This is a genomic window from Leptolyngbya sp. GB1-A1 (genome assembly GCF_039962475.1).
Lineage (GTDB): Bacteria > Cyanobacteriota > Cyanobacteriia > Elainellales > Elainellaceae > Leptolyngbya_A.
Genome location: NZ_JAMPLI010000004.1, coordinates 307,286 through 319,886, shown reverse-complemented (window position 1 = coordinate 319,886; position 12,601 = coordinate 307,286). Strand labels below are relative to the sequence as shown.

Below are 12,601 nucleotides of genomic sequence, written 5' to 3'. Positions count from 1 at the left end.
GGCATCCGTTAAATCGACGATGTAACGCTTCTGACTCATAATGATCTTCCTGGATTTGAGTCACCTTACCAGAAATAACCCCACCAGGCAAAGTTCCCTTGGCAGACTACTAGAATTGCTCAAGACCTAGAACTGCTTCAGATTCCAAAACTGAGAACTTAGGAAATTATGGAAGTCCGAGCTGAGCAACCAGAGGATATAGAAGCCATTCGCAAAGTCAATCTTGCGGCATTCGGGCGAGAAGACGAGGCAAATTTAGTCGATCGACTTCGGGGAGCCGCTTCTACGCTTTCCCTCATTGCGACTGAATCTGGGCAAATCGTCGGACACATTTTCTTCAGTCCAGTCACGATTCGCACCCAGCCCAACGTCGATCGAGCCTGCGGGGAATGTGCGGATGCCTTCGTGCTTGGACTTGCACCCGTTGCGGTTCTACCCGGCTATCAGCGACGGGGAATTGGGGCACTGCTGATTCGCCAGGGTTTAGTAGAGTGCGATCGGTTGGGCTGTCAAGCCGTTGTCGTGCTGGGCTCCCCGGCATACTATTCCCGATTTGGGTTTGTTCCAGCCCGCGAAAAGGGGTTGAAATGTGAATACAACATTCCAGAAGAAGCGTTTATGGTGGTAGAGCTAGCAGCGGATGCCCTTAAGGGCTGCCAGGGAACGGTGAGCTATCGATCGGAGTTCAACGCGCTGGAGTAGGAGTCAGCGTATCAACCACAAAGGAAACGACTTCGATCGCCTCTTGTAGAACAGGCATTCTGGAAAAAGAATTTGCTCAGGCAATCTCGCCTTCCTGAGGCAGTGCAGGCAGTTCCAGGCAATATCCTGCCCCATAGACAGTTTTGATATAGCGCGGATGGCGTGGGTCGGGCTCCAGCTTGGTTCTCAGGTGACGAACGTGAACCCGAATCGTTTCAATGTCATCATTCGGGTCGTAGCCCCAGACTTCTTTGAGAATTTCGCTGGGGGAAACGGTTTGTCCGTGTCGCTGAAGCAGGCAGTGGAGCAGCTCAAACTCTAGATGAGTCAGCTTTACCGTATGGTCAAACCAGATCGCCTCTAGCCGTTCGGGAACAAGCGTCAGCGGACCAAAGTTAAGAATTTCGCTGTGCTTAGCAGCCTGAGGAATGCGATCGGTTCGTCGGAGCAGGGCACGCACTCGCGCCAGCATTTCTTCGACTTCAAAGGGTTTCGTCAGGTAGTCGTCTGCCCCTGCATTGAATCCTTCTACCTTGTCTTGGGTTTGCCCAAGAGCCGTCAACATCAAGACGGGAATATCAGCAGTTCGTTCGTCACGCCGGAGACGCTGGCAAACCGTAAACCCATCGACCTTAGGCAGCATCAAATCCAGCATGATCAGGTCTGGAATGAGCTGAAGCGCAAGGGCTTGTCCTTTGATGCCATCTGGAGCTTGACTGACATCATAGCCAGCCATTTCCAGATTTACGGCGACGAGTTCGGCAATTGCAGGGTCATCATCGATGACAAGAATACGAGGCATCTTTTAAGAGTTTTGATAGAGATGTTCTAGAACCGTTGAGGAATGAAAAGATTCCTGTACAGATTATAAGCAAGGATCTTTAATTCTTTCTGAGCGCATCAATCTTAATGCTTATATTTAACCCGTTTACAGTTTACAAGGGAATCTTTCGTTTCTGAGACAGAATGCAACATGCTCGTAGCCACGGCAAAAATACCCCTAAAACGACGGTAGCCGCGTCTATTAGCTTCCTCACGTCAGAAATTGATTAAGTTTGCGTCACCCTTATGGGAGAATCGATAAGCAGAGATAATAAGTAGATTTACTTATTAAAACTTTACAAAAAACTAGTCAGCAGGGCAATAATGGGGTAATGACAGGACAAGGCTCGCCCGTTAGTGAGGAAAGTCAGACATGGTAGCACTTACTGAGCGCATTCAAAGCCGCTTAACGCTCCAAACCTTAGAAATAGCCGATAACACGACAGCAATTCGATCGCTTGACTGGGATCGCGATCGCTTTGACATTGAATTTGAGCTGCAAAACGGCACAACTTATAACTCCTTTTTGATCCGGGGTGAGAAGACTGCTTTAGTCGATACCTCGCACGAGAAATTTCGCGAGCTTTACTTTGATACCCTGACCGGGCTGATCGATCCCCAACAGATTGACTATTTAGTTGTCAGCCATACTGAGCCCGACCACAGCGGTCTGATCAAAGACCTGCTCCAGCTTGCGCCTCACATTACCATCGTCGGTTCCAAGGTAGCCATTCAATTTCTTGAAGATCTGGTACATTCTCCCTTTGAGCGGCTCCAGGTAAAAAGCGGCGAGCGGCTGGATCTGGGCAATGGGCACGAGCTGGAGTTCGTTTCTGCACCTAACCTCCACTGGCCCGACACCATTCTGACCTTCGACCACAAAACCAGCACTCTCTACACCTGCGATGTGTTTGGGATGCACTACTGCGACGACTACAGCTACGACGAAGACCTGGAGCTGCTGGAGGCAGACTATAAGCTTTACTACGACTGCCTCATGGGTCCAAATGCCCGCTCGGTACTGGCAGCCCTGAAGCGCATGGGCGACCTTCCAACCATCGAGACGATCGCCACCGGACACGGCCCCCTGCTAAAGCACCACATTTCAGAACTGGTGAACCGCTACCGCGAATGGAGCCAGGCACAGGCAAAAGCCGAAACAATGGTTGCCATTTTCTATGTAGTGGACTACGGCTACAGCGACGAGCTAGCCCAGGCAATCGGTCAGGGCATCCAGAAAACAGGCGTGGGCGTCGAGCTGATTGATCTGTGCACGGCTGAGCCGCACGACATTACTGAAACGATCGGTCTAGCATCGGGCATTGTGATCGGGATGCCACCTCAGCCAGGTCGCTCGATCGGCAGCACGGAAGCGGCACTGGGTACGATCCTGGCAGCCGTGAACTCCAAGCAGGTCGTGGGCTTGTTTGAAACAGGCGGCGGCGAGGATGAGTCGGTCTATCCGCTTCGCAATCGCTTTCGAGAAGTGGGGGTGCGAGAAGCGTTTCCGCCGATTTTGATCAAAGAAACGCCGAACGACAGCACCTTTCAGCTCTGCGTCGAAGCCGGAACCGACCTGGGACAGTGGCTCACCCGCGATCGCACCGTCAAGCAAATGAAGGCTCTCGACAACGATCTGGATAAAGCACTGGGGCGGCTCAGCGGCGGACTCTATATCATCACGGCACAAAAGGGCGACATCTCCAGCGCGATGCTGGCATCCTGGGTGGCACAGGCAAGCCTGAAGCCTCCTGGCGTGTCGATCGCAGTTGCAAAAGACCGGGCAATCGAATCCTTTATGCACGTAGGCGATCGATTTGTGCTGAACGTGCTGGAAGAAGGCAACTATCAAACCCTGATGAAGCATTTTCTCAAGCGGTTTGCTCCCGGAGCCGATCGCTTTGCCGGTGTCAAGACCTATCCTGCCACCAACGGTTCGCCGATCCTGGCAGAGTCGCTAGCCTATTTGGAATGCGAAGTGGTTAGCCGCATGGAATGCAGCGATCACTGGATTGTCTACAGCACGATTCAGGCAGGTCGCGTATCTAGGGTCGATGGCTTGACTGCAATTCACCACCGCAAGGTCGGCAACCACTACTAGGCACAGCTATTAAGCACAGTAGATTGGGGCAACGATCATATTCACGTAGATGAGGGGCGATCGGAGCAGTATTAAAGGTTTTGCATCGCCTCCTCTATTTCCCTTTCTGGCTCCCAATCCTGGAACTGTTCTGCATTACCCTTCAGTAAAACGCTAATTCAATTAATCAGCTTTTTTGAACATTAAGCTATTTATAGATAAGTTAACTTGAAGGTAAGCTAGGGAGGAAATCTTGATGGAACAGAAAACCGATGCAGAATGCTATGAGTTCCACAACCGATCGCTACAACTGGATTAAGCGTCACTACGTCGTCCGCGCCCTGGAAGCCGTCCAAGATTTGATTGTGATTTCACTCTGTATCGGCTTATTCAGCTTCATGGTGATCCAGCTTCGAGAAATGGTGCTGTCGCTGCTGCCGCCGCTGGCCTTTACTGCCGTCACTGCCGATATTTTGTTTCTCCTCATTCTGGTTGAGCTGTTCCGGCTACTGATTATTTACCTGCAAGAACAGCGCGTGTCGATTGGGGTCGCGGTTGAAGTGTCGATCGTCTCCATTTTGCGAGAAGTGATTGTGCGAGGCGTCCTCGAAACTCCCTGGACACAGATTGCGGCTTCCTGCGCGTTTCTACTGGTGCTGGGTATGCTGCTGGTGATTCGCGTCTGGCTGCCTCCTACGTTTGAAGGCATCGATCCGGAACAGGTGCTTTCTGCGCGACGAACAAGAGAACTGGCGGTGGCAGCGGCGATCGAAGAAGAAATGACTGATGTGCCAACTCGCACGAATCATCACGCCAATCATCATCGAGAATTAGAGCAGCCTCAGTTTTGACAAAATTAAGTGCAGTCGTGAAAAGATGGCGCGGTAAAAGCTCCCGCATCCCTCCCGCTTCGATATCTGAGCAGTGCTCTGATTAGTTTTGCCGATCGTCTAGTTTTCCAGTCCCTTTCTATCCTCCCCCTATGACAGACATCAAACCCCGTGACGTTCAAGTTGCCGAAATCGGAGCGCAGACGCTGGTCTTACGATCGCGCACCTGGGATCGGCTCAAGTTTGAGGTGGAGTATGCTCGTCAAAAGGGAACGACGGCAAATTCTTACCTGATCCAGGCAGACAAAATCGCATTAATCGACCCGCCCGGTGAATCGTTCACAGAGATTTTTATTGAAGAACTGGCGCACCACGTCTATCTGCAAAAGATTGACTATGTGATTTTAGGGCACGTTAACTCAAATCGCTGCGCCACCCTCAAAGCACTGCTCAATGTCGAAACGGCTCCGCAAATTACCTTTGTCTGCACCCGTGCGGCAGAAGTCGCGCTGCGATCGGCACTTCCCAATCTGGATTTACGAATCATTCTGGCAAACGTGGAAGAGACGATCGACCTGGGGCAAGGGCATCAGCTTCAGCTCATTCCCACTCCCACACCGCGCCATCCCGACGGACTTTGCGTTTTTGATCCGGCAAGTCGCATTTTGTACACGGACAAGCTATTCGGGGCGCATGTCTGCGATGATGCTGTCTTTGATGAGAACTGGAAACAGCTTGACGAAGACCGCCGCTATTATTTCGACTGCATTCATGCAGCCCAGGCAAAGCAGGTTGAAGCTGCCCTCGATAAGCTTTCAGAGATTCGCGCCAAGATCTATGCGCCCGGTCACGGTCCCTTAGTGCGCTATAGCCTCAGCCGCTTTACGTTTGACTACCGCCAGTGGTGTGAACAGCAGAAAACTCAGGATCTCAACGTAGCTCTGCTCTATGCCTCTGCCTATGGCAACACCGCAACCCTCGCAAATGCGATCGCTCAAGGCATGATTCAGGCTGGTGCTTCGGTGCAGTCAATCAACTGCGAGTTTACTGATCCCGCCGAAATTGCAGCCGCTCTGGAGCAGTGTGACGGCTTTATCTTTGGTTCGCCCACCCTGGGAGGACACGCCCCGACTCAAATTCAGACTGCGCTGGGCATTGCCCTCTCTACTGCTACTAAGACCAAACTCACAGGGGTATTTGGCTCCTACGGCTGGAGCGGTGAGGCGATCGACCTGCTGGAAACAAAGCTGCAAGACGCAGGGTTCCGCTTCGGATTTGAGCCAATTCGCGTTAAGTTCAAACCCACCGAAGCCACTCTAAAACAGGGTGAAGCCGCCGGAGGCGAGTTTGTCCAGGCACTTCGGAAAACCAGAAAGATTCGCGCCCCTCGTCAGCTTGCTGCCGAATCCCAGAGCGATCGCACTGGGCATGCGGTCGGACGCATTACCGGATCGCTTTGTGTGTTAACCACGCAGGAAAACGGAGTCAATCGCGGAATGCTGACTTCCTGGGTGTCTCAGGCAACGTTTAGCCCTCCCGGATTGACGATCGCCGTCAGTAAAGAAGACAACGAAGACGCAGCACAGCTCGGCGGTTCCTTTGTCCTCAACATTCTCAAAGAAGGGCGTAACCTCAGGCGCTATTTTCAGCGAACTGCCGCCAGCAACGATCGCTTTGCCGAAATTGCCACCCATTCGGCAAACAATGGCTGCTTGGTATTAGACGAAGCCCTTGCCTATCTTGAATGCCGGGTGCAGGACCGAATGGAATGCGGCGATCACTGGCTCGTCTACGCGCTGGTCGAAGACGGAAAACTGCTGGAATCCAATGGGGTCACCGCCGTGCAGCACCGCAAATCGGGCAGCCAGTATTAGGGCGGTATTAGGGCAATATTAGGGCGATCGAAGTCGCGACAATGCTGCCGTGGGAGAGTGGGTTGAATAACCTGAATGGCTGGGACGATCGCTTCCTGAGATAGATTCGCTCCTTGGCGCGATCGTCCTGAAAAACTTCCTGCGTCTTGTGACTTGCAACGAAAACGACTTTGTTGGAACTGGAGTTACCGGAGTTAATGTTGTTAACCCCAAGCTAGCTCCGTGGATTTTATCGTTGGAGAATCACTGTCAGGTTACATCTCGCGCTGATACTCTTCCAGGACATCCATCAGATGCACCTGTGACTGCATTGGCAGCAGTTCTGAAAGGGGAACTTCGAGCTTGCCACCGCCCAGTTTCACAGGGACTTTCTTCAGCAAATCAAGAACCTGATTTTCCTGGAGGTTGCCATCCTGCATCTGAGGATAAAGCTGCTCTGCCAGAACAGTATGTAGGTGAGCATCACGCAGATAGAGATGCCACTTTGCCACGTCGATGTAAACGTTTTCACCGATCGCCGCAGCGAGTTTTTCGATCGCTTCGTTGGTGGTTGCGTATGCCATTGTTCTGTTCCTGTTTTGATTATTGGTATTGATTTACTCTTTTTTACTCAAGGTTGGCGCAGGAGTCGCCTCTGAGTAATCTGCAATTGTGAAGATATAAATTGCATGTGCCGCCAGGACAAGTCCCCATAGCCCAGTGAGCCAGCTAATCCACTCCCAGTCTGCCTGCTGCAGGTTGTGAGCAAACCATACACCGGAGTTAACGGCAATAAAGGAAGCGACGTGAACTGCAAAATTCATGCGATCGTCCAGCTTGCGGTAGTCAGCATCTTTGCGATCGGGTTTGCGCGACCAACGGGGAGGCATAGCGTTTGGGGATAAGGTAGGTTTCTTCTTCTAGATTACTGCAAGGGTGAAGAGTGAAGGGGGGATAGGGGCATTGGGCATGGGGAGATAAGGAATTTTTGGCATGAAAAAAGGCGATCGGTTGACAATCGCCCTAGCTCAAGGAGATATGGACATTTAGGGAGACGAGACGCGAAAACTTAGGGATCGGTTTGCAGGGTTTGGGGCTGTAAGAAGGTGAGCATTTGCTCTAAACCGCGATGAATACGGCGGGTGACAGTCATTGGGCTGACTCCGATTCGCTCTGCAACTTCTTTGCGGGACAAATCGCTGAAAAAGACAAACTCGATCGCGGCTCTGGTTTTCTCTTCGAGCTGGTTAAGAGCACGCTGCAGCTGCTGGCGGTCTTCTTCGAGCTTTTGGAGCGTTTGGTAGTGCATATCGGGCAGGGTTTCGCCCAGCGTCATCGGCGAGTCGGTCTGGTGGGAAATTGTGGCATCTAGACTCAAGGGCATTCGGTTTCGCATTGCCAGCTTCACTTCGCGCCACTCGCAGGCGGAGACACCGAGCCGCCCTGCAATTTCGTTGTCTTCGGGCGTTCTGCCTAAGAGCTTGGTTAACTCTGTCCGCACCCGCTGCCCTTCTTTGTCGAGATCCTGCAAACGGCGGGGAACTTTAACAGAGTTACCGCGATCGCGCAGGAAGTGCAGCATTTCGCCGCGAATGTAGGGAACCGCAAACGAGCTAAAGGCACAGCCCTGGCCAGGATTGAACCGCTCGATCGCCCGAATTAAGCCGAGGTAGCCAATCTGCTCCAGGTCTTCGTAGGGTTCAGAGCACTTGTGGCAAATTTGATGAGCAATTTTGCGAACGAGTCCAGCATTCAAACGTACGAGCCGATTACGGAGGGCAACAGATGGATTCTGCTTGTATGCCATCAAGAGTTCCATGCTGTCAGAGCGAAGAGAAGATTGAGTAGCCATGACCTGAAGAACCACCTTGCTTTCAGAGTTAGGCACATTGTCGGGATAGAAGGGGGGTAGTAACCATCGTTATTCCACGGGGAATGGAAAGGGGCGTATGCAGAGGAATCCGAGAAAGTACGGAGTCATGACCGACACTCCAATCTGCGGATGCGTGCAGAATCGATTTACGGCTGCATTAGAGCCATTCCAATGGTTAGACTCGCGATGCCCAATTGGAGCGATCACCTACAATCAAAGCAGAGCGGATTTTTGGGCTTTGCTCTACCCTGTGAACCCAATCTGTGAGTTTATTCTGTGAATCTGTGGTTTAGTCAATTAACTTTCTGACGAATCGACTTGAGGAAATAGAAGCGTCATGAGTAACACCAGCAATTTTCGCGGCGCGATGCGCGAGGCTAAAGGACTGCCGATCGTCGGTCCAAACGTTATTTCTAAAGCACTGCCTTTTTTAGGTGCAGGTCTAGTTCTGACCGCACTGGGCGCATACGGCGGCTTGGGGGTTATCAGTTCCAATCCCAGCCTGTTTATGCCGACCTTCATCGGGGCATTAATTGTCGAGCTGATTCTCTTCTTTGTGGCTTCCAGCGTCGCTCAGCAGGGCAGGAACAGCGTTGCGCTCCCACTTCTGGCTGCCTATAGCTTGCTCTCTGGATACACCCTGAGTGGACTGATTTTTGTCGCGCTGGGAACGCAGGGGGTTGGAATTATGGGCATCGTGGCAGCCGCTCTGGGCTGTGGTGTCACGTTTATTGGGGCACGATCGATCGGCTCTAACCTGTCTGATCAAGATGGATTGGCACTCTCGAAAACCATCAGCATTGGGATCATTGCCCTGTTTGTGGTAATTCTCGGTCAACTGCTGTTTTCGTTCTTTGGGATATTCACGCCGAGTTGGCTAGAAATTGGGATTTCTGGGCTAGGGGTTTTGCTGTTTGTAGGTGCTTCGGTGGTTGATTTTTATATCCTGCCGCGTAGCTACAGCGATCAGCAGTATCTCTCCGTTGCCCTTTCGATGTATCTCACCTACATCAACCTGTTTGTGTTTATCCTGCGTCTGCTGATTGCAATTAATAGCCGCGACTAGTTCATTGTTTTTGCGGGTTCATCATTCTTCACAGCATCGCTTTTTCGGCAAGGGGCTTTCGTCCCTTGTTTTTTTGTGTAAGTTGAACCAAGTCAGGCTCCTCCGTCCAATTCCGTGATGTTGTAGGCTGAAAGGAAGAGTTCAAGTCTGTATTCGCAATGGCAATTGACCCAAGTTTGCTTCCGGTTATCTATCTGTCAGTCCTGTTAGCCCTGCTATCAGTCGCAGGCTGGTTTCTCTTTCGACAAATCCTTAGATCGCGCCGCACTGAGGGAACGTTCGCCCGTCTTCAACGCAAGCTCACCAAGGAGAAGGGAACCGCTAAGGAATATTACGAGCTAGGCGGTATTTATCTAGATAAGCGGCTCTTTAGTCAGGCGATCGCCATGTTCCAAAAAGCCCTGAAGGCAAAAGATTTGGAAGGTGGAGAAAACGCTGCCCTGATTTATAACGCACTGGGGTTTGCCTATGCTGCTCAGGAGCAGTATGACCTGGCAATCCGGCAATACAAAGAGGCACTGGAGCGACAGTCCGAATATCCCACGGTGCTCAACAATCTGGGATTTGCCTACGAGAAAAAGCAGCTCACCGCTCAGGCACTTGAGACCTACGAAGCTGCGCTCAAGATTGACCCGAAAAATTCAACGGCAAAGCGACGGGCAGATTCGCTCCGCAAGCGATTGGTTCCTTCTTCCTGAAGGAATGTTTGATTGATCGCGGATGTCTTACACTGCCCCTTAATCCCCCGATTCTGGGGGACTTTTTGTTTTTGGGGCTAAGTGGCTTCCCATGCCAGAATCAGCAGGGCGTTGAGAATTGCCGCCGCGATCGCTGACCCCCCCTTGCGCCCCTCTACGCGAATCTGGGGAATAGGAGTTTGGGCAAGAGCTGCTTTGGACTCGACGACCGAGATAAACCCCACGGGCGCACCGATCACCAGCGGAGGCATTGCAAAGGGAGAGGCAGAGCCAGACTGAGCCATCGCAATTCGATCGCCACCAATTCGCTCGCAAAGTGCCAACAGTGCCGTGGGCGCATTGCCGATCGCATAGATTGCCCCAGGAACTGCTTCCCAGCAGGACAGGAGACCTGTTTCGGTGCGTGTTTTTCCGGGTAGTGCGGTCTCTGCCTGATCGACTGCCACCATGATCGGATTTTGAAAGGTGCGATTAACTACGCTGAGAATCCCCTGTTTCACCATGTTCACATCAACGACGATCGGCACGCCCTGCTGAAGAGCCTGCACTGCACCTGCGATCGCATCAGGACTAAAGCGAATCAGCTCCTTAAACTCAAAATCTGCCGTGCTGTGAATTACACGACGAACAATCGCATACTCGGCAGGCGTGAAGGAATGGGAGCCAATTTCACGATCGATCACGGCGAAGCTCTGTTCCAGGATGGGGTGGTTGAGGGAGGGCATGGGGTTATTGGATGCGAACGGCGACGACAAGCGCATTGCTTGGCACAGGGTTTCCCTGAGAGACGGCGGGTTCAAACTGCCATTGCTTGACCATGCAGACGGCAAGATCATCGTAGACGGGACTGCTGCTGGGCTGGCGGACGCTGGCATCAGTTGCCTGTCCTGCTTCGTTAGTGGTGACTTGGACAGCAACAGTTTCGCCTAGATAGGGAATGACTTCAGGGGTAATCAGGCAGGGTGAGCTGCGGGGGTCGGCAGCAAAGGTTTCAGAGTCCTGAAGCGGACGGGCGATCGTCTCGGGAAGTGCGTTCGCGTCGGATGCGGGTTCAGCCGGGATCACGCTTGCTGTGAGCATTACCGGAACTGCTTGCTGTGGAGTTTCAACCTGTTCTAATTGCGCCACAGACGGCGATGGAACTGGCAGCGTTTCGCTTACATCAGGAACAGGGATCTCGATTGGCAGCGTGACAACTTGGGGAGAAGTGGGTGGAACAGGCGCAGCAGCCGATTCAGAATTTGGGATAGATTCGCCTTCCACTGGGGAATCAGCAGTTGGAGACGCAGGTAAAGCCGGATCGGGCGCAGTTGATTCTAGAATCGGGGAAGGATCCAGCTCAGGGAAAGGGTTGCCGATTACCCCTGGGGGGAACTCTGGAGCAATCGCAGGAGAACTCGGCGGCAGGGGTGCAGGCTCAAGCTGGGGAAGCGGGGCGGAAGTCTGAGCGGGGATGGACGGAGGAAGAGTAGTCGTGGGAGTCGGTGCTGAAACGGGCGGAATCGGGGCGGATGGAATGGGTGGAACAGATGGGGCAAAGGCAATATCGCCAGTCGGCGCAGGAGGCGTGTAGCGAGGAGAATTCGCGGCGGTTGGGGCAGGAGCAGAAGCAGACGGGTTTGCGACAGGTGCGGGATTCGCTGGGGAAGCTGCGGCAGGAGTCGCCGTTGCAGGTTTGGCAGGAGGATTTGCAGCAGGTTTATCGGGCGTTAGCTCAATCAGATCGATCGCAATCGGATTGCTGCTGGACAACGGGCTAGATAGACGGCTGCTGAAGGAAAGCGTCAGATTCAACAGCAGGACGTGAGTGGCGATCGAGCTGCCGGCAACGAGCCACCAGAGCCAAGCCGGATCATCGCCTTTTTGAACGCGCCACTGACTGATCGCGGACTTGGGCTTGCGATCGAGTGAATTCGTCATAGCAATCCTTTACTTCGTTTAAGACGGCTCTGCCGGAGAATTGGACATTGCTCCAGACGCAGTCGAACTGCTTGGTTCTTCCGCCGTAGACGCAGGGCGGGTTAAAAAAGTTTGGCGAAATCCCTGAGTTGCTAAATGAGACAGTAAGCCGATCGGACCCGCAAACAAGCAGAATAGCAGAGAATGGGTCGTCCAGACTCCGGTTCGCTGACCCTCCCAGTAGATCCAGCGACCCACAAACAAATCCATCACAAGAAAATGAATCCATCCGGTCGCCGTGACTCGCTCATCGGCAAACAAGCGAGCAAGATCGGCAAGCTGCGGATTAGAAAACGCTTGTGCTGATTCCGGGTCGAGGCTATTGGCAAACAAATAGATATAGAGTCCAGCCAGCGCGACAAACGGCAGCACTGACCCCATGACTTTGCGTGTTATGCCCCAGTTCGGCAGCACGATCATCAAAAACCAGAAGGGCAGGACAAACAAGTTTGCTGCGTTAAACAAAAAATCAAGTGTCATGATTCTGAACTCACCAACCGCTAAACTCTCCCCTATGGTGAGCGATTTTCTGATAGAAAGACAACTTTAGTCTGGATCGGGTTAAACCCGAATCAGGATTCGATCGCCTTTCGAGCTGGTCTGACAAGGGAATCTCGATCGGGCGGCGCCAGGAAATTTAGGGGGCGATGTCGAATCTCTGCGACTGCCCAAACCCCTCCTGGAACGTGCCTCGTTTTAGCAAAGCTCCAACAGAACG

General features: G+C 52.5%; 13 protein-coding genes. 6 read left to right on the top strand and 7 right to left on the bottom strand.

Annotated elements, in window-relative coordinates; genetic code table 11:
* The first annotated feature begins 168 nt into the window (after positions 1 to 168).
* A complete protein-coding gene (locus NDI45_RS06955) occupies positions 169 to 702 on the top strand; it encodes an N-acetyltransferase (protein WP_348246848.1) in 534 nt (177 codons plus the stop codon).
* A 76-nt stretch (positions 703 to 778) separates the two neighbouring features.
* On the opposite strand, the gene NDI45_RS06950 is transcribed toward NDI45_RS06955, so the two are convergent.
* Positions 779 to 1,504, bottom strand: coding sequence for a response regulator transcription factor (locus NDI45_RS06950; RefSeq protein WP_190789591.1), 726 nt, complete (start codon positions 1,502 to 1,504; stop codon positions 779 to 781).
* A 393-nt stretch (positions 1,505 to 1,897) separates the two neighbouring features.
* On the opposite strand from NDI45_RS06950, the gene NDI45_RS06945 reads away from it, so the two are divergent.
* The 3 genes from NDI45_RS06945 (at position 1,898) to NDI45_RS06935 (ending at position 6,308) form a co-directional block, all read left to right on the top strand.
* Complete coding sequence (locus NDI45_RS06945; RefSeq protein ID WP_348246847.1) at positions 1,898 to 3,625, top strand: diflavin flavoprotein; 1,728 nt, start codon at positions 1,898 to 1,900, stop codon at positions 3,623 to 3,625.
* A gap of 251 nt (positions 3,626 to 3,876) precedes the next feature.
* Positions 3,877 to 4,455 (top strand): phosphate-starvation-inducible PsiE family protein, encoded by a 579-nt coding sequence (locus NDI45_RS06940; protein WP_348246846.1) that lies wholly within the window; start codon positions 3,877 to 3,879, stop codon positions 4,453 to 4,455.
* 131 nt (positions 4,456 to 4,586) lie between these two features.
* The gene (locus NDI45_RS06935; RefSeq protein WP_348246844.1) at positions 4,587 to 6,308 is read left to right on the top strand and encodes a diflavin flavoprotein; all 1,722 of its coding nucleotides are present in this window, start codon (positions 4,587 to 4,589) and stop codon (positions 6,306 to 6,308) included.
* A 254-nt stretch (positions 6,309 to 6,562) separates the two neighbouring features.
* Here the strand turns inward: NDI45_RS06935 and NDI45_RS06930 are convergent, their stop codons facing one another.
* The 3 genes from NDI45_RS06930 to NDI45_RS06920 form a co-directional block, all read right to left on the bottom strand.
* Entirely contained in the window at positions 6,563 to 6,871 is a 309-nt protein-coding gene (locus tag NDI45_RS06930) for a DUF3181 family protein (RefSeq protein ID WP_348246843.1), read from the bottom strand.
* Positions 6,872 to 6,904: 33 nt separating this feature from the next.
* Positions 6,905 to 7,177, bottom strand: coding sequence for a 2TM domain-containing protein (locus NDI45_RS06925; protein ID WP_348246842.1), 273 nt, complete (start codon positions 7,175 to 7,177; stop codon positions 6,905 to 6,907).
* 179 nt (positions 7,178 to 7,356) lie between these two features.
* Positions 7,357 to 8,139, bottom strand: a complete 783-nt coding sequence (locus NDI45_RS06920) for an RNA polymerase sigma factor SigF (protein ID WP_348246841.1) — start codon at positions 8,137 to 8,139, stop codon at positions 7,357 to 7,359.
* Between the two features lie 358 nt (positions 8,140 to 8,497).
* Between NDI45_RS06920 and NDI45_RS06915 the strand changes: the two genes are divergently transcribed.
* Positions 8,498 to 9,226 (top strand): Bax inhibitor-1 family protein, encoded by a 729-nt coding sequence (locus NDI45_RS06915; RefSeq protein ID WP_348246840.1) that lies wholly within the window; start codon positions 8,498 to 8,500, stop codon positions 9,224 to 9,226.
* 164 nt (positions 9,227 to 9,390) lie between these two features.
* Complete coding sequence (locus tag NDI45_RS06910; protein WP_190793231.1) at positions 9,391 to 9,924, top strand: tetratricopeptide repeat protein; 534 nt, start codon at positions 9,391 to 9,393, stop codon at positions 9,922 to 9,924.
* Between the two features lie 77 nt (positions 9,925 to 10,001).
* Here the strand turns inward: NDI45_RS06910 and NDI45_RS06905 are convergent, their stop codons facing one another.
* Genes NDI45_RS06905 through NDI45_RS06895 form a run of 3 tightly spaced genes read right to left on the bottom strand, consistent with a single transcriptional unit; the run spans position 10,002 to position 12,363 of the window.
* Entirely contained in the window at positions 10,002 to 10,649 is a 648-nt protein-coding gene (locus NDI45_RS06905) for a precorrin-8X methylmutase (RefSeq protein ID WP_190793215.1), read from the bottom strand.
* 4 nt (positions 10,650 to 10,653) lie between these two features.
* Entirely contained in the window at positions 10,654 to 11,844 is a 1,191-nt protein-coding gene (locus tag NDI45_RS06900) for a TonB family protein (protein ID WP_348246839.1), read from the bottom strand.
* An 18-nt stretch (positions 11,845 to 11,862) separates the two neighbouring features.
* The gene (locus NDI45_RS06895) at positions 11,863 to 12,363 is read right to left on the bottom strand and encodes an ABA4-like family protein (protein WP_348246838.1); all 501 of its coding nucleotides are present in this window, start codon (positions 12,361 to 12,363) and stop codon (positions 11,863 to 11,865) included.
* Positions 12,364 to 12,601 lie beyond the last annotated feature (238 nt).